This is a genomic window from uncultured Mucilaginibacter sp. (assembly GCF_903893715.1).
GTDB lineage: Bacteria > Bacteroidota > Bacteroidia > Sphingobacteriales > Sphingobacteriaceae > Mucilaginibacter.
Genome location: NZ_CAITNG010000048.1, coordinates 37,184 through 53,782, shown reverse-complemented (window position 1 = coordinate 53,782; position 16,599 = coordinate 37,184). Strand labels below are relative to the sequence as shown.

At 47.5% G+C, this 16,599-nt stretch carries 15 protein-coding genes; 10 read left to right on the top strand and 5 right to left on the bottom strand.

The genetic code is table 11. From position 1 onward, the window contains the following. The first annotated feature begins 253 nt into the window (after positions 1–253). The 9 genes from QZX97_RS06925 to QZX97_RS06885 all read left to right on the top strand — a co-directional run bounded on the left by QZX97_RS06925 (position 254) and on the right by QZX97_RS06885 (position 9,985). Positions 254–892, top strand: coding sequence for a hypothetical protein (locus QZX97_RS06925; protein WP_295652540.1), 639 nt, complete (start codon positions 254–256; stop codon positions 890–892). Positions 893–1,058: 166 nt separating this feature from the next. After that, on the top strand, positions 1,059–3,296 hold the full coding sequence (locus QZX97_RS06920; RefSeq protein WP_295652539.1) for a carboxy terminal-processing peptidase: 2,238 nt from the start codon (positions 1,059–1,061) through the stop codon (positions 3,294–3,296). 88 nt (positions 3,297–3,384) lie between these two features. Then, positions 3,385–3,921 carry a GNAT family N-acetyltransferase gene (locus tag QZX97_RS06915; RefSeq protein WP_295652537.1) on the top strand — a complete coding sequence of 179 codons (537 nt, stop codon included), beginning with the start codon at positions 3,385–3,387 and terminating at the stop codon, positions 3,919–3,921. 51 nt (positions 3,922–3,972) lie between these two features. Then, on the top strand, positions 3,973–4,722 hold the full coding sequence (locus tag QZX97_RS06910; RefSeq protein WP_295652535.1) for an SDR family NAD(P)-dependent oxidoreductase: 750 nt from the start codon (positions 3,973–3,975) through the stop codon (positions 4,720–4,722). A gap of 162 nt (positions 4,723–4,884) precedes the next feature. Next, positions 4,885–5,232: a 50S ribosomal protein L19 gene (gene rplS, locus QZX97_RS06905; RefSeq protein WP_295652533.1), complete on the top strand. Its 348-nt coding sequence runs from the start codon at positions 4,885–4,887 to the stop codon at positions 5,230–5,232. A gap of 138 nt (positions 5,233–5,370) precedes the next feature. After that, positions 5,371–7,962: a glycoside hydrolase family 2 TIM barrel-domain containing protein gene (locus QZX97_RS06900; RefSeq protein ID WP_295652532.1), complete on the top strand. Its 2,592-nt coding sequence runs from the start codon at positions 5,371–5,373 to the stop codon at positions 7,960–7,962. A 189-nt stretch (positions 7,963–8,151) separates the two neighbouring features. Further along, a complete protein-coding gene (locus QZX97_RS06895; protein ID WP_295652530.1) occupies positions 8,152–9,003 on the top strand; it encodes a methylated-DNA--[protein]-cysteine S-methyltransferase in 852 nt (283 codons plus the stop codon). After that, on the top strand, positions 9,003–9,275 hold the full coding sequence (locus QZX97_RS06890) for an Ada metal-binding domain-containing protein (RefSeq protein ID WP_295652529.1): 273 nt from the start codon (positions 9,003–9,005) through the stop codon (positions 9,273–9,275). The genes QZX97_RS06895 and QZX97_RS06890 overlap by 1 nt, the downstream gene beginning before the upstream one ends. Beyond that, positions 9,272–9,985 carry a 2OG-Fe(II) oxygenase gene (locus QZX97_RS06885; protein ID WP_295652528.1) on the top strand — a complete coding sequence of 238 codons (714 nt, stop codon included), beginning with the start codon at positions 9,272–9,274 and terminating at the stop codon, positions 9,983–9,985. The genes QZX97_RS06890 and QZX97_RS06885 overlap by 4 nt, the downstream gene beginning before the upstream one ends. A 112-nt stretch (positions 9,986–10,097) precedes the next feature. On the opposite strand, the gene eutC is transcribed toward QZX97_RS06885, so the two are convergent. The 3 genes from eutC to eat form a co-directional block, all read right to left on the bottom strand. Further along, positions 10,098–10,841, bottom strand: a complete 744-nt coding sequence (gene eutC, locus QZX97_RS06880) for an ethanolamine ammonia-lyase subunit EutC (RefSeq protein WP_295664493.1) — start codon at positions 10,839–10,841, stop codon at positions 10,098–10,100. A gap of 146 nt (positions 10,842–10,987) precedes the next feature. Further along, positions 10,988–12,364, bottom strand: a complete 1,377-nt coding sequence (locus QZX97_RS06875) for an ethanolamine ammonia-lyase subunit EutB (RefSeq protein WP_295652524.1) — start codon at positions 12,362–12,364, stop codon at positions 10,988–10,990. Position 12,365: 1 nt separating this feature from the next. Beyond that, positions 12,366–13,739 (bottom strand): ethanolamine permease, encoded by a 1,374-nt coding sequence (gene eat / locus QZX97_RS06870; protein ID WP_295652523.1) that lies wholly within the window; start codon positions 13,737–13,739, stop codon positions 12,366–12,368. Positions 13,740–13,808: 69 nt separating this feature from the next. Here eat and QZX97_RS06865 point away from each other — a divergent pair, with 69 nt between their 5' ends. Then, positions 13,809–14,588, top strand: a complete 780-nt coding sequence (locus QZX97_RS06865; protein WP_295652521.1) for a hypothetical protein — start codon at positions 13,809–13,811, stop codon at positions 14,586–14,588. Between the two features lie 51 nt (positions 14,589–14,639). Here QZX97_RS06865 and QZX97_RS06860 read toward each other — a convergent pair whose 3' ends face one another. Further along, complete coding sequence (locus QZX97_RS06860; protein ID WP_295652519.1) at positions 14,640–15,623, bottom strand: type IX secretion system membrane protein PorP/SprF; 984 nt, start codon at positions 15,621–15,623, stop codon at positions 14,640–14,642. A 22-nt stretch (positions 15,624–15,645) separates the two neighbouring features. Beyond that, entirely contained in the window at positions 15,646–16,590 is a 945-nt protein-coding gene (locus tag QZX97_RS06855) for a gliding motility-associated C-terminal domain-containing protein (RefSeq protein WP_295652517.1), read from the bottom strand. Between the last annotated feature and the right edge of the window lie 9 nt (positions 16,591–16,599).

Genomic DNA, 16,599 nt, shown 5'->3' with positions numbered 1-16,599 from the left:
TTCGGGCTCGTGTTGCCACCTTAATCCTTCCAGATATCCAATACAGGCTTCCTGAGTTGAAAATCTCGTAAATACTTCACTTACATTCATTTGCATAAATATACAAAAATTAAATGTCTATTCATGGGCTATTACTCTCAAGAGGGGAACCGCACTACCCAACCCTCTTTTTTATTCTTTCGAACACTCCAGGTTTCAAACCCATCGCTATTTGTGTTAAAAATCGTTATATTTGAAAATTACTCAACAGTTGATGATGTTTAGAGTTTTTATACTCGTCCCTTTATTGTTTATATTGGTTTTGCCTGCCAGCGCGCAGTTTGCCTGGCTCAAAAAAAAGCCGGCGGTGGTTGTTGTTCGTTACCCGGATTTGCCGGAAGCGCACAGCCTGGGTATCCGGATTGATGCGGCAAATGCGCTGAGCCATCCTGAAATTAAAGCTGATTTGGTGTTTGGGATGACGGAATATGGCTTTGACCTAACTGAGGCCGCGCTTTTAAAGGTTTTATATCATACGCTGCGTTTTCATCAGGACGGTGAGAGCATTGTGAATTATCATAACCTTATCGACTTGTACGTGAGTCAAAGCCATTACTCGGAAGCTAAATGGCATTTGCTGCAATGCAACCTTTTGGCGCAAAAGATTGGCGATACCGACGCTATTATTTATACCCTGACCAGCCTGGCCATGGTAAAAGGCGAAATTGGTGAGTTTGAACAGGCCGCGCAGGACCTTGCTGATGCCCGCTCCATCGCTTCATCGCTCGGGCGGTTTAATGATATTGTGCTTATCGATAAAAAACTAAGCAAACTAAAAGCCCGGCAGCTTACGTATGTTAAAAACGAAAGCAGCTACGCCGAACTTAACCCTGATAAAAAAAACACGCAATAAAGTAACTTCACCGCACCTGCATCGTCAAACAAATAAAACAATAGTGTAAAATTGTTAGTTGTATTTGTAACAGCTATGGTGCTGTTTCTTTTTTTGTATACTTTAGGCAAAATATTACGTTTAATAAATGTTTGATTTGAAATTTAATTTAACTACAGTAAAAGATATGTTTAAGAGGATATATGTACTGCTGATTTTGGGAGCCGCGCTGGCATGTAATGCAGCTCCGGCAGGTTCGGGTAACGAGATTGATTTGGGTTCGTTGCACTTGGAAGATGGGTTGGGGAAAGCAGTTAAAACTCCCAAAAAGGTTGACGGCGATGATTTGCAACCTGATGAAAGGCAAAGCCTTGTTTCGCGGGTGGTGTCGCAGATGATTACCAACAACAATTACAAAAAAGTAAAACTGAACGACTCGCTGTCGGCAGTGATTTTTGACCGCTACCTGAAAAGTTTGGATGACAACCACGACTACTTTTTGGCTTCGGATGTGGACGCTTTCCAACAATTCAAATACAAACTGGACGATGACCTGAAGACAGGTGACCTGAGCGATGTTTTCTACATGTTTAATGTGTACCAAAAACGCTTTAACGACCGGATCAATTTTTCGATAAACGCGTTAGCCGGAGATTTTGATTTTAGCAAAAACGAAACTTTTGCTTACGACCGTGAAAAACTGCCTTATGCAAAATCGGCAGAAGAGAGCGATAAACAATGGATGCTGCGTGTAAAGTACGATTTGCTTAGCCTTAAATTGGCTGAACCCAATTTGGCCAAGGATAAAGAAACCCTTAAAAAACGTTACCAAAACCTGTTGAGCCAATCGGAAAAATTATCATCGGCCGATGTGTTTCAAAAATACATGGACGCGGTTACCGAAGCTGTTGACCCGCATACCAATTATTTTACGCCCTTTAACGCTTCGCAGTTCAATATGGAAATGTCGCGGTCACTTGAAGGTATAGGCGCTACGTTGACTACCGAAAATGAGATGGTAACCATCGCCAGCATTGTGCCGGGTGGCCCTGCCTACAAAAGCAAGCAAATTGACGTTGGCGACCATATTGTTGGCGTGGCACAAGGAAAAGATGGCGAGTACCAGGATGTGATAGGCTGGCGCCTGGATAATGCCATCGGTTTGATACGTGGCCCCAAAGGCACTACTGTTCGCCTGAAAGTTATCCCGAAAGGAAAGGCCGCTTCTGACCAACCAAAGATTGTGGAGATTGTTCGTGAGAAGATCATCCTGCAAGACCAGTCGGTTAAAGAGGAGATAAAAACTTATAACAGCAATGGCAAAACCCTGAAGATAGGGGTTATCAATATCCCTGCCTTTTATATCGATTTTAATGCTTACCGCTCCGGCGACCCTAACTATAAAAGTACCACGCGCGATGTGCGCCTGATACTGGATACTTTAAAACAAAAAGGGGTTGATGGTGTGGTGATTGATTTGCGCGAGAACGGAGGTGGTTCACTATCGGAAGCTATTAGTTTAACAGGCTTGTTTATTAAGACAGGCCCCGTGGTACAGGTGCGTGATGCGGAAGACCGCATAGAAGTGGATACCGATGATGACCCATCAATAGCGTACGATGGCCCAATGGCCGTATTGGTGGACCGTTTTAGCGCTTCGGCATCCGAGATATTTTCGGGCGCCATACAGGATTATGGCCGCGGATTGATCATCGGCACACAAACCTATGGTAAGGGCTCGGTACAAAACGAGATTGATTTGGATAATGTGATCAATCCATCGATAAAGAAAAAAATTATTGAAGATATGAACGCCCGCAATACAAAGCCGGGTGCTGATGGAAAACCAATTACTGTTAACCCTGCTGCGCCTACCAATCAAAGCACTTTTGGTCAGCTTAACCTGACCATTGCCAAGTTTTATCGCATCAGCGGCAGCTCGACACAACATAAAGGGGTTATGCCGGATATTGTGTTCCCGTCATTGATTCCACTGGATAAATATGGCGAAGACACCGAACCATCGGCCATGCCCTGGGATACCATAGCGCGCAGCAGCTATACCAAAGTTGGCAGCTTTACCGCGGTGATACCTAAGCTTACCCAGTTATACAAAGCCCGTCAGGTAAACAGCCCTACGTATAAATATATGACAGAAGTTATTGCCGATTACAAAAAAGAAGACTCGGAAAAGACACTGCCTTTAAACGAGGCAGCGCTAAAAAAACAACGCGATCAGGATGCAGAGAAAAACCTGGAGCGCGAAAATATCATCCGCGTGGCCATGGGCTATCCTGCCTTAAAAAAAGGCGATAAGAAACCGAAAGAAGAAGATCTGGACTTCATCAAAAAAGAAGCCGGCCAGATTTTGACCGACTATATTTCGATGGACAATAAACTGACTAAAGTGAACATGGCGCATTAAGGAGCCTGTTCCCGTTTTACAAAAAAGCCCGCATTACGCGGGCTTTTTTGTAAGCTTTTTTATAGTTAATAATTGATTTTTTTGAGTCATGCAACTCACATCGCGTTTGGCCACTTTTGATGATATCCCCGCGTTGCAGCAACTGATCGCGGCATCTGTGCGGAAATTGAGTATCGGTTATTATACCGATGCGCAAATAGAAAGTTCCATCAAGTACATTTTTGGTGTGGATACACAACTGATAGTTGATGGAACTTATTACGTTGCCGAAGCGGATGGTTTATTGGTTGGTTGTGGCGGGTGGAGCAAACGAAACACCTTATATGGCGGCGACCAGCATAAAGCCACTGAAGACCCCCTGTTAAACCCGGAACTTGACGCCGCCCGTATACGGGCTTTTTTTGTACATCCCGATTATGCGAGGCGTGGTGTGGGTACTTATATTATGAATGTTTGCGAAACTGCGGCAAAAGCCAACGGCTTTAAAAGACTGCAATTGGGTGCCACTTTACCGGGTGTACCGCTTTACAGCAAAATGGGGTACGAGGCTTTTGAACTTGTGGACGAGACTTTGCCTGATGGCGAGTTTTTGAGTTTGGTGAAGATGCGAAAAGCTTTAGCCTGAGTAAAACCACCAAATCAAATAATTATTACCTTAGCCCATCTATTCAATAACATGACCTCAAAAACATATCTCATTAGCGGCGCGGGCAGTGGCATTGGCCGGGCTATTGCGCAAAAACTAAGTGAAAAGAATCAATGTATTTTATTGGGCCGCAATGAGGGTAACCTAAAACAAACGCTTGCCACTTTAAATGGTGCCGGGCATAAAATTTTGGTTGCCGATATCCGCAGTATTGAAAGCCTTGCCAAAGCTGTCAAAAGTATTGAGGATGTTGCCATACATGGTTTGATAGCCAACTCGGGCATTGGAGGTGAAAACCAATGGGGGCCTAACGATCGCTGGGACGATATCATCGGTACCAACCTGACCGGGACTTACAATTTTGTGAATAGTTTTTTGCCGAATCTGAGAAATGGCGAGGATGAGAAGCATATCCTGATTACCTCATCGGTACTGGCGCGTTTGGGTGTGGCCAATTATTCGGCTTATTGCGCTTCGAAAGCGGGTTTGCTGGGGCTGATGCGAAGCTGGGCGGTACAATTTGCTCCCGAGAAGATTTTGGTAAACGCTATTTGTCCGGGTTGGGTGGATACGGAAATGTCGCAAGAGGGGCTACAGGGCATTGCCGATGGGATTGGCATTACCGAAGACGAGTTTTATGATATCGCGATGCAAAGCGTGCCATTAAGACGCATGAGCAAGCCGGAAGAAATTGCTGATTTGGTGGCTTATATGGTCAGTCAGAAAGTAATAACCGGCCAAACCATGGATATTAACGGCGGTGCGGTGATGAACAGCTGAGGCGCTTTTGCGTAGGGAAAATGGCAGATGGAAGACGGAAGATGTGGGTTAGTGCCGTTCTTTTTCAAAAAAAATAAAATCTGTTTTTTTAAATCAAAAAAAAGCCCTATAATTGCAATCCGATTTTCACGGGTTGAAAATTGGCTTTAAGCGCTAAAAATCATGAATTTAGTAAAATTTGTTGAAGAACAATCAGTAGAAAAGAAAGTACACCCAAGCTTTAAAGCTGGCGATACCATCAGTGTACACTATAAAATAAGGGAAGGTAACAAGGAACGTATCCAGGTTTACCAAGGTGTGGTTATTCAACGTAACAGCACCGGCAGCACCGAAACATTTACCGTACGTAAAGTATCAAACGGTATTGGTGTTGAGCGTATTTTCCCATACAACTCGCCAAACATCGATAAAATTGAGCTGAACAACCAAGGTAAGGTGCGTCGTGCAAAACTATACTACCTGCGCGAACTGACCGGCAAAGCCGCTCGTATCAAATCAAAACGCGTTTAGTTTTCGGTTTAAAATATTAAAAAAGCCTTCCTGCCAAACAGGGAGGTTTTTTTTGTTTTAAAAAAACATAACAGTGCAGGATGGGCATAATTTGATAATGATTGATTTTTACAAAACCAAATTATACCTGTTTAAGCCATGAAAAAAACTTTGAAGCGAGTTAACCTTGCGGTGTTGTTGCTTGTGTCGCTTTTTTATTCCAATACAGTGTCGGCGCAAAGTAATACAACGCCTGTCCGTCAAAAAATCAACATTAACCGCGAATGGAAATTTATACTTGGCGACCAGCAAAACGCCGCCCAACCCGGCTATGTGGATTCGGCATGGAAAAACGTCAATTTGCCGCATAGTTTCAGCACACCGTATTTTGGAACTGGACAATGGTATACCGGTTATGGCTGGTATCGTAAATATTTTAACGTACCTGCCAGTTGGAAAGGCAAACGCCTGTTTGTTGAGTTTGAAGGCGCTTTTCGCGATGCGGAAATATTTGTGAACGGCAAACCTGTGGGCCATCACCAAAGCGGCTATACCGGTTTTAGTTATGATGTGACCGATGCGGCGGTGCCCGGCAAAAACGTGTTGGCCGTTCGGCTGAACAATTTGTGGAACGCGCAACTGGCACCACGCGATGGCGACCATAATTTTTGCGGCGGTATTTATCGCGACGTGTATTTGGTGGTTACCAATCCGGCCCATGTTACCTGGTACGGTACTTTTGTAACCACGCCGGTATTGTCTAAAGCATCGGGCACGGTAAATGTGAAAACGGAGGTAGTCAATCAAAGCAATTTGGCAAAAACCTATTTGCTTAAAACTTTGGTTATCGACCCGAACGGGAAAACGGTGGACAGTTTTTCATCGTCCATAAAAATTGACGCGGGCGCTACGGTCAATTTCGACCAAACGGGCAACGCTATCCCAACGCCAAAACTTTGGCACCCGTTACATCCTTTTCTGTATAAAACTGTAAGCCGGTTGTACGATGGCAAAGCATTGGTTGATACCTACGAAACGCCATTTGGTTTTCGTTGGGTAGAGTGGACGGCTGATAAAGGCTTCTTTTTGAATGGCGAACATTACTATTTCCACGGCGCGAATGTACACCAGGACCATGCCGGTTGGGCCAGCGCTGTTACCAACCAGGGTTTTGCCCGCGATGTTAAAATGGTAAAAGATGCCGGTTTCGATTTTATACGCGGTTCGCATTACCCGCACGACCCGGCCTTTTACGATGCCTGCGACACGTTGGGGGTGATGATGTGGTCGGAGAACAACTTTTGGGCAGCGGGCAATTTTACGAAGGAGGGCAGTTGGTACGAACGCTCAGGCGCGTACCCTATCCACCCGGAAGACGTAAAGCCGTTTGAAGAAAGTGTAAGAACCAGCTTACGCGAAATGATACGCGTAAACCGCAACCATCCTTCGGTAGTGATATGGAGCATGTGTAACGAGGTGTTTTTTGCAGAAACTTCGACCAAGCCCCGTGTAAAGGAATTTTTGAAAGAGCTTGCGGATTATTCACATCAACTCGACCCAACACGCAAGGTGGCTATTGGCGGTTCCCAGCGTGGGGGTATTGATAAGCAAGGCGATGTGGCAGGCTATAATGGCGATGGCGCAAGGTTGTTTATCAATCCGGGTATACCGAGCGTGGTGAGCGAGTATGGCTCGACTTTGGCCGACAGGCCGGGCAGGTATATACCGGGCTTTGGCGATGTGCAGGCCACACCATTTGATTGGCGCAGCGGGCAAGTGCTTTGGTGCGCTTTTGACTATGGCACCCATTTTGGCGATGGGAAGTTTGGGCGTATGGGCATGATAGACTACTTCCGCCTGCCAAAGCGCATGTGGTATTGGTACCGTAACGAATATTTGCACATACCACCACCTGAGTGGCCGGTTGAAGGAGCGCCGGCGGGCTTATCGTTAACCGCCGACAAAACAAGCATCAGCAACACTGATGGCACGGATGATGTACATTTGATTGTTACGGTTTTGGATAAGAACGGCAAAGCCATCAGTAATTCGCCGGATGTGACGCTGACGCTTGAGTCGGGGCCGGGGGAATTTCCTACGGGTAGCGCCATTAAGTTTTCGGCGACGTCGGATGTGGCTATCCGTGCGGGGCAGGCGGCCATTGAGTTCCGGTCGTACTATGGCGGCAGGAGTGTGATCAGGGCCAGCTCGCCGGGTTTGAAAGACGCGCTCATCACCATCGAAACCAAAGGATTGCCGGCTTTTATACCCGGCAAAACACCGGTTAACGCTTACGTTCCTTATGTAAAATATGGCGACTATAAAAACTTTTCGCCCGTAGTGAGCAAAAGCAATATCATTTTCCAAAAACCAACAAGAGCCAGTAGCGAAGCTGAAGGACACCCGGCAGGTATGGCCGATGATGAAAACGCTGCAACTTATTGGGCCACTGCACCTAATGCCACCGAAAACTGGTGGCAGGTAGACATGGAAAGCCTGACCAGCATCACCAAAGTGAACCTTACCTTTGCGGATGATACCGATTTTGGGTACAAAATGCAGGTTTCGTTCGATGGGGTGCAATGGACGGATATTTATACTGCCCCGGCAAGCCATCAAACCGATAAAAAACGGACCATCAACATTAGTAAAGCTCCGGAGAGCCGGTTTTTAAAGATTATTTTTACCGATGTGCCGCCGGGCAAACAAGCTAACGTGAGCGAGGTGGAGGTTTACGGGAAGAGTAATTAATTGGTTCACTTGTTCATCCCGATAGCTTTCGGGAGTTGATTGGGAATGTAGGTGAGGGAACATTTCCTGTTTTTTCCCGTTGACTTCGTGCCTAACCGCTGCTTTATAGGTTAAATATTTAACTTGGCAAGAACCGGGTTTTATAGCAGTGTGCGGCCGGGTACATTTGTATCGTTAAAATAAAAAACGATGGAAAAACAAACCGAACTGGATTATAAAAGGATAGCCGAAGCCATCGGCTTTTTACGGTCGAACTATAAACGTCAGCCTGCATTGGAAGAGGCAGCGGCCCATGTACACCTGAGTCCGTTTCACTTTCAGCGCATGTTTAAAGATTGGGCGGGGGTTACACCTAAACAGTTTTTGCAGTACCTGAGCATTGAACATGCCAAAAGCATGCTGAAAGACAAGCAAGCCTCGCTTTTTGATACGGCCTTTGAAACCGGCTTATCAGGCACCGGTCGCCTGCACGACCTATTTGTAAAAATAGAGGGAATGACGCCCGGTGAATACAAGAACGGGGGCGAACAATTGCACATCAACTACAGCTTTGCCGAAAGCCCTTTCGGGAGTGTGCTGGTGGCGTCGACTAACAAAGGAATTTGTTATATGGCTTTTGCCGATGAGGAGCATGACGAAGCTTTTGCCTTGCTGCAACAACGTTTCCCGAATGCCAGGTATCACTGCTTGTTGGATATGATACAGCAAAATGCAATTTTCATTTTTACGCAGGACTGGGGCAAGCTGAGCGAGATAAAACTTCATTTAAAGGGCACGGCTTTCCAAATAAAAGTGTGGGAAGCCTTGCTTAAGATACCAATGGGTGGTTTAACCAGCTACGCGGACATAGCGGACCGTTTGGATTATCCGAAAGCTAACCGGGCGGTTGGCTCGGCGGTGGGCGATAACCCCGTGGCGTTTCTTATACCTTGTCATCGGGTCATCCGGTCGACCGGCGAGATAGGACAGTACCATTGGGGCAGCGACCGCAAAAATGCCATCATCGGCTGGGAAGCATCCAAAACATTCGCGATGGTTTAATGTGGCGGCATACGCAGTTGGGTGAAACCAATTTTGCCCGAAAGCGCGAACTGTATCGGCTTATCAAAAGTGGACAGATAACGCTTGGCGGCTATAGCAAAGCTAAAATTTACGGCACGCTCAACTGTTCATCGGGCAAACGGATGAAGGCGGAAAACCGTGTTTTCTTTAGCTGCGACAACGAAGCTATTGAAGCGGGTTACCGCCCCTGCGGACATTGCCTGCCCGAAAAATACCGGCTTTGGAAAAACAATCGGACAAACAAATTATGAATAAAATAACTGAACGCCTGCATGTTAAGAACTGGGGCGAAATTACAGGCAACCTTGACCAAGAGGGCTACGTTGTTGTGAGCGATGTGCTGACAAAACAGGAGTGCGATGACCTGACAGCCAATTATGACGCAAGCGATATTTACCGCAAAACAGTTTTGATGGAGCGTTACCGTTTTGGTAAAGGTGAGTATAAATACTATCAATACCCGCTGCCGCAGCTTGTTACCGACGTTAGGGAAACGGTTTATCCGCACCTGGCAAAAGCGGCCAATAAGTGGATGGAAGAGTTGAAGATGGATACTGTTTTCCCGGATACGCATGCGGAGTTGAAAGCGAAATGCCACGAGGCGGGTCAAACCAAGCCTACGGCATTGATACTGAAGTATGGCGAGGGCGGGTTTAATACCCTGCACCAGGATTTGTACGGCGATATCTACTTCCCGATGCAGGTGGTGCTGTTTTTAAACGAACCCGGCAGGGACTATACCGGCGGCGAATTTGTTTTAACCGAACAGATACCGAGGGCACAATCGAAAGCGATTGTGTTACAGCCAAAACAGGGCGATATGTTGATTTTCACCACAAACTTTCGTCCGGTAAAAGGCAGCAAAGGTTATTACCGGGTGAATATGAAACATGGTGTAAGCCCGTTGCACAGCGGGCAGCGCCATACGTTGGGTATTATTTTTCATGATGCATTAAGCTAATCCCGATTAAGGGCCAACGATACTCCCTTTGTTCTTTATCGTTTTTTCATATCGTAAAATGAAAGGTCAGTTAATAAGCAAAAACGCCCGCCCGAAGGAGCGGGGGGTGTTTTTAAGATAACAAACCGGCGTTGTCTTTCAGGTTGACGCCCGATAGTTGGAGTTGAAAAGCCTTTTGAACCAAATAGAATATCTTTTGAGCGGCAGCAGCACAAGGCAGTCCCTCGGGACGGATGTTGGATATGCAGTTGCGCATCTCGTCGGTTAGGCCGGGCCGGGGGTTAAAGGTGAGGTAGGCGCCCATGCTATCCGCCGAACTGAGGCCGGGACGTTCGCCGATGAGCATGATGGACAGTTTAGCTTGCAGGCCATGCGCTATCGGGTCGCCCAGGGCTACGCGGGCTTGTTCGGCCAGGCAAATGGGGGCTATTTTATAGTTAAGCATGGGCAATAAAGCTTCCAATAGGGGCAGCGCGTTTTGGTTTACTGCTGTTGCTGATAAGCCATCGGCAATAATGATGCATACATCGCAGGGGTAGGCGCTTTCGCTGATAAGTTGTGCGGATGTATCATTCAACAGGCGTCCGTAATCGGGGCGCTGCAGGTATTGCGGGCGGTTTTGGGCTTGGCTATGTAGTGCCAGCCTTGGCAAGCCGAAAGTTTTGATACGTTCCATAAGGGCATCCACATCTAAAGCGGAATATACCGCATCGCGGGCGTGGGCATGCGCCAGTTGAAACTCGAGCGATTGTTTGAGCGGGATGCTGCTGCCCACGCGGCCCATGGCAATACGCGCCGCGGTAAACGCTTTTAGCGATTCCCATCCATCGGTGGTGGTGCGTTGTATCTTTTTCATAAGTCATTTTTTTCATGGCACACCCCTGCCTCCCGAAACAAGTTCGGGACAGGCTCTCTCGAGAGGGGAGCCTTACGCTCAAGGCCATTTATGTTACTTACATCTTCCTCCCGATAGTTATCGGGATTACGTTTTACATTTTCCATTTAAAAAAGGTGTTCTATCATACGGTTCATGGTTTGGGTATGGGCCAGTTTGCCTTGCGCGTCGGTGATGCCTTGTTTGAGCAACCATTGTTCAAACTCGGGCGCAGGGCGCAGGCCAAGTACCTTACGGATGTACAAGGCATCGTGAAAGGAGGTGGACTGGTAGTTAAGCATGATATCATCAGAACCGGGTATGCCCATCACAAAATTGCAGCCGGCAACGCCCAACAGGGTAAGCAGGTTGTCCATATCGTCCTGGTCGGCTTCGGCGTGGTTGGTATAGCATACATCCACACCCATGGGCAGGCCCAGCAATTTGCCGCAAAAGTGGTCTTCGAGCGCGGCGCGGATAATTTGTTTACCATCGTATAAATATTCCGGTCCGATAAAGCCTACCACTGTGTTTACCAATAGGGGATTGAATTTACGGGCTACGGCGTAGGCGCGGGCTTCGCAGGTTTGCTGGTCGATGCCATGATGCGCGTTTGCGGATAGGGCGCTGCCCTGCCCGGTTTCGAAGTACATGACGTTGTTGCCGATGGTGCCCCGGTTTAGGGATAGCGTAGCTTCGTGCGCTTCGGACAATAAAGCGAGGTTGATGCCAAAGCTGCTATTGGCTTTTTGCGTGCCCGCGATGGATTGAAAGCACAGGTCGACAGGCGCACCGGCATTGATCAACCCGATGGTGGTGGTAACATGGCTCAGCACGCATGATTGGGTTGGGATATCGAACTGCCGGCGCAGGGTATCTATCAGATTGAGCAGGTTGGTTACGGCGGCAGGGCTGTCGGTGGCGGGGTTAATACCGATGACGGCGTCGCCGCTGCCATACAGCAGGCCGTCTATCATGCTGGCGGCAATGCCCTTCGGGTCATCTGTCGGGTGATTGGGTTGCAGGCGGGTAGAGAAATGCCCGCGCAGGCCAATGGTGTTGCGGAAACGGGTAATTACTTCGCACTTTTTAGCTACGGCAATCAGGTCCTGGTTGCGCATTAGTTTGGATACGGCGGCGGCCATTTCGGGGGTGATGCCCCATTTCAGGCTTTGGAGCACGGGGCCATCGGCTTCGTCGCCCAGCAGCCAGTCGCGCAGTTGGCCAACGGTCAGGTGGCTTATATGGTCGAAAACTTCATGGTCGTGGCCATCGATGATGAGGCGGGTAACTTCGTCATCCTCATAAGGTACCAGCGTTTCGTTGAGGAAGTTTTTAAGGGGTACATCGGCCAGCGTCAGCTGCGCGGCTACACGTTCTTCGTAAGTTTCGGCGGCAATCCCCGCAAGGGCATCACCGGTGCGGAAGGGCGATGCTTTGGCCAGCACGTCCTTCAGGTCGGTAAACCGGTAAACTTTATGGCGTATGGTATGCTGATAGGCCATCTTAGTCGTTGTTTATCATTACGGCGGCGGGTTGGAGCAATACATCGTCCTGTATCTGTATTTTGTGGCGGCCCATCGATACAAATATCAGCACAGCGGCAGCCATCCCACCAAAAAAGATAGAACTCACCACGAGGTGAAAGTACATAATGGCAAACAGGCATACTGCCGAAAGCACCAACGCGATGAGTGGAAAAGCCGGATAGAAGGGCAAGTTAAACGGGCGGGGCAAAGCAGGTTCTTTTTTGCGCAATACAAACAGGCTGATCATGCTTGCTAAGTACATCACGATAGCACCTAAAGCAGATAGCACAATGACCGGGTTAATGACGTTATCGGGATTGGCGGCAAATTTATTGGCGATGTATAGGGTAATAAAGCTGACCAACCCACCGGCAATTAAGGCCCAATGTGGCGTTTTAAAGCGGTGGTTAATGGCAGACAAACCGCGGGGTAAATACCCACCCCTCGCCATGGCGAATACCTGGCGTGATGAGGCCAAAACCATACCATGAAAGGATGCCACGAGCCCGAACAAACCTATCCCCGCAAAGGCTTTGGTGAGCGTATTGGTTTTGCCTAATACAAGGGCAATGGCATCGGGCAGGGGGCTTGCGGTGCTGCTGAGTTTATGCCAGTCGGTAATGCCGCCTGTCAATACCATTACGCCGATGGCTAAAATGGTAAGCGTAACGATGCCCGATATATACCCTTTCGGGATGTTTTTGGAGGGGTCTTTTACTTCTTCGGCCACCATAGCTACGCCTTCGATGCCGAGATAAAGCCAAACAGCGAACGGCAAAGCGGCGAAGATTCCCGCCCAGCCAAACGGCAAAGGATTGGTAACATAGTTGGCCATTTTAAAGTGCGGGCCTATGATGCCCATGAATAACAGCAGTTCGGCTACAGCCAGAATGGTGATAAAAACTGAAAACACGGCCGACTCTTTAATGCCCAGTATATTGATGATGATAAACACGATATTAAAAGCTACCGCCGATTGGAACACCGAAATAACCGGGTACAAAAAGTGCATGTAACTGCCGAGGGCATAGGCAATGGCGGGCGTGGCCAGCAGGAAATCGATAAGGGTGGCGTAGCCTGCGATCAGTCCGCCGAAAGGGCCCATGGCGCGGTAAGCGTAGGCAAAAGCCCCGCCCGCGTGCGGTATACTTGTGGTGAGTTCGGTATAGCTGAAAATGAAGGCGATGTACATCACTGTGACTACGAGCGTCGCGATCAACAAACCGATGGTACCTGCTACGCCCCAACCTAAATTCCAACCGAAATACTCGCCGGATATGACCAGGCCTACGGCAATGGCCCACAGGTGGATGGGGGTTAAGGTGCGTTTAAGGGTGTCGGTTTGAGACATTGTTAGGGACTGTTTTTTTCAGGTTTAAGATAGGAAATACTCCGCACAATTTTATTGTATATTAGATTTATGGAATTACAAAAATTGACCCATGAGTTGTTGACGGCAGCGAACGAGCAAAACCAGGCTGTTCGCCAGTTTGTTACGGATGCGATGACAGTTGCATCTAACATCCAAATAACCTCAAATACCGCTGTGCTCGCAGCAAGTGATATGGGTGCGGTAAAAGCTATAGTAGCTGCATCGGATGTAGGTAGTCAACTTGCAAAACTATGTAATGAAGCTGCTGATATGATGAACAAAGCTGCTAATGCCGCTGAATTATGCAGTGAGGCAGGAATGGAAATTGCTATGTTGGCCTCGCCAATATCATCCGCGAGACCCTTGGATGAGATGAAAATGATATCGAGCCTGCTTGAAAATTATAATGTGTCGAGTTTATCCGGGCTTAATTCGAATGAAAGGAGTCAAATTGCGTTCAGTGCTAATGATTTATATCAAAACTCCGAAATTGTTTTTCGGGAAATAGCCGAGGCATATCTAAAAGCAGACGACCTGTTTGAGAAAATGGAAAAGTTAAACCATCAACTGAGAACAAGTGGCGAATTGATACACGCGCTAAATCAAACCATCATCAAAAGAAAGTCGCTTAACCCGCTTATACCCGATGACCTTGTTGCGCTTATCAATAAGGCGGCAAAAGATATTGATGACGCAATAGCATTAAATAGCCCTGCCCTAAAGTTGGTAAAGACTATAAAAACGGCTGCGGGAGATTTATCGGGAAAGTCGGCCGATTGCCTTGATTTGGCAACAGGGCTTAGTAAGTCGGCACAGACATTAAAGTAATATTGAGCAGCGTTTATTATCTCCACTTGGCGGAGGCCTGGGTACCTTTTCTTAAAAATAGCAGTGCCTCGAAATGTAGTAATCGCGTTTTGATGATTTGATGATAAAATCGAGGGAGAGCTCGTGCGAACCATAGCCGTAACCACCCAGTTTGTTGAGCGAATAATCGAAGGCGTAGCCTACGCGGAAATCGGGACTGACGTAAAACGAAGCCATGCCCACCAAGGCACTTGATGGCGGCAGGCCCGATTGCAGGTTATTGTTAAATATGCTGAACCCCGTGCGGTAAGTGCCGCCAACCCATAGTTTATCGTTCAGCAAAACAAAAGTATTGATATCGATACTGGTGGGCGTGCCGGAGGCTTGTTTTATTAAAATAGAAGGCTTGATCTTGGTTTGATCGTTCAAATCGAAAAGAGCGCCAACGGTGAAGTATTTGTGCGGCGATGGTATGACAACGATAAGGCTTTGATCGCTGGAGGAGGGGTGCATGTATTGCGCCAACAGGTTATCGACAGACAGGCCGGCGAAAAAGTTATTGGCGGTGTACAATACGCCCACCCGGGCATCGGGCAAAGCTGTTCCCTGATAAGTTGTGGGGACATTTGGGTCGCCGCTTTGCGTGGCATAAAGCTTGGATCCGTCGATGCCGGTTTGCAAAACCCCAAAGCCTAAACCGAACGACAGCCAGGATGCATCATCGTGTTTGCCGAACTTGATACGATATGAACCATTGGCATAGGCCGCTGTAGTACTTTGCGCCCCTAAAGCATCGTGGCTTGCCAAAACGCCTAAGCCTACGGTACCGTCTAAAATGGCAACATCGGCAGCACTCGAAAAGGTTTGCGGCGCGCCCTCAAGGCCCGTCCATTGCGAGCGGTAAAAGCTGTTTATCTGCAAGTCCTGCTTGTATCCCGCATAAGCTGGGTTGATGTAAATGCCGTTAAAAATATACTGGCTAAACTGGGCGTCCTGTTGTGCCCGGGCGGTTAAAAACCCGCCGAGCAGTATGGTAAACAATATGATCCTTTTCATCTTCATCGTTTTGTAAAATGTATTATGTCTTCTTTCGCAACAGGGTTACATAGCCTTTGTAGGTTTCCCAATCGCCTAAGGGGTTTTTAGCTTTTAACACGTAGTAGTAGGTTCCTTCCAACAGGCCTTCGCCGGTCCAGTCGTTGGTGTAGTTTTTCTTTTGATAAATTGTATTGCCCCAGCGGTTGATGATCACGATTTCGTTTTCGGTATACTGGTCGAGGCCGGGTATCATAAAAGTGTCGTTAATGCCATCGCCGTTAGGCGTAAAAACATTAGGAACTTTTAAGCCCGATATTTCCTGGGTATCGGAAGCCTGATTGTTATCCATAATGGGGTCCTTTTCTTTACCGCTCACATACACCGTACTGGTAATAGCCCCGGCTTTGGTTATTTTCACCATTGTGTTTAAGCTTATAGAGGCGCCGCCCTTCAACTCGGAAATAAACCAGGTAAAGACATGGGTACCTGAATCGTACGTAAAATTCCCTACGGCCAGCACATTTGATTGCGGTAAAAACTGCAATATATTAGGCAAGGGATATTTTAAAGTGACATTATGCCCGGTAGGTATACTATGGTTAGTGATGGTCAATCCGTAAACAAAACTTTCGCCCAGGCGCGCGTTTTTATTGGATGAATGAATGGTTACGCCCAAATCGACCAGGGTGTCTGCTTTGGTAATTATTGATCCGATAACGACGATGACCTGTACCTCATCCGACTGGCTGGACTTGCAACCCTCGCTATTAAACGCAACAACCGAATACAAGCCCGCGGCGCCTGTTGTATAAGTACTATTTATAGCGCCCGGTATTTTAACCCCATCCTTATACCATTGATAGGCACTTGCATTGGCACTGCCTGCACGTAAGGTAATGGTTGCCCCCTGCAGAATAGTATAGGCAACAGGATTGTGCTGAGATGGAAAACTACCCGCCTGCGAAAAGGCTAAGGTAGTCTCCATCAAAAAAAG

Excerpts from the sequence above, each read along its gene's own strand:
- QZX97_RS06925 (WP_295652540.1), top strand. The coding sequence starts at position 254 with ATGATGTTTAGAGTTTTTATACTCGTCCCTTTATTGTTTATATTGGTT.
- QZX97_RS06920 (WP_295652539.1), top strand. The coding sequence starts at position 1,059 with ATGTTTAAGAGGATATATGTACTGCTGATTTTGGGAGCCGCGCTGGCA.
- QZX97_RS06915 (WP_295652537.1), top strand. The coding sequence starts at position 3,385 with ATGCAACTCACATCGCGTTTGGCCACTTTTGATGATATCCCCGCGTTG.
- QZX97_RS06910 (WP_295652535.1), top strand. The coding sequence starts at position 3,973 with ATGACCTCAAAAACATATCTCATTAGCGGCGCGGGCAGTGGCATTGGC.
- rplS (WP_295652533.1), top strand. The coding sequence starts at position 4,885 with ATGAATTTAGTAAAATTTGTTGAAGAACAATCAGTAGAAAAGAAAGTA.
- QZX97_RS06900 (WP_295652532.1), top strand. The coding sequence starts at position 5,371 with ATGAAAAAAACTTTGAAGCGAGTTAACCTTGCGGTGTTGTTGCTTGTG.
- QZX97_RS06895 (WP_295652530.1), top strand. The coding sequence starts at position 8,152 with ATGGAAAAACAAACCGAACTGGATTATAAAAGGATAGCCGAAGCCATC.
- QZX97_RS06890 (WP_295652529.1), top strand. The coding sequence starts at position 9,003 with ATGTGGCGGCATACGCAGTTGGGTGAAACCAATTTTGCCCGAAAGCGC.
- QZX97_RS06885 (WP_295652528.1), top strand. The coding sequence starts at position 9,272 with ATGAATAAAATAACTGAACGCCTGCATGTTAAGAACTGGGGCGAAATT.
- eutC (WP_295664493.1), bottom strand. The coding sequence starts at position 10,841 with ATGAAAAAGATACAACGCACCACCACCGATGGATGGGAATCGCTAAAA.
- QZX97_RS06875 (WP_295652524.1), bottom strand. The coding sequence starts at position 12,364 with ATGGCCTATCAGCATACCATACGCCATAAAGTTTACCGGTTTACCGAC.
- eat (WP_295652523.1), bottom strand. The coding sequence starts at position 13,739 with ATGTCTCAAACCGACACCCTTAAACGCACCTTAACCCCCATCCACCTG.
- QZX97_RS06865 (WP_295652521.1), top strand. The coding sequence starts at position 13,809 with ATGGAATTACAAAAATTGACCCATGAGTTGTTGACGGCAGCGAACGAG.
- QZX97_RS06860 (WP_295652519.1), bottom strand. The coding sequence starts at position 15,623 with ATGAAAAGGATCATATTGTTTACCATACTGCTCGGCGGGTTTTTAACC.
- QZX97_RS06855 (WP_295652517.1), bottom strand. The coding sequence starts at position 16,590 with ATGGAGACTACCTTAGCCTTTTCGCAGGCGGGTAGTTTTCCATCTCAG.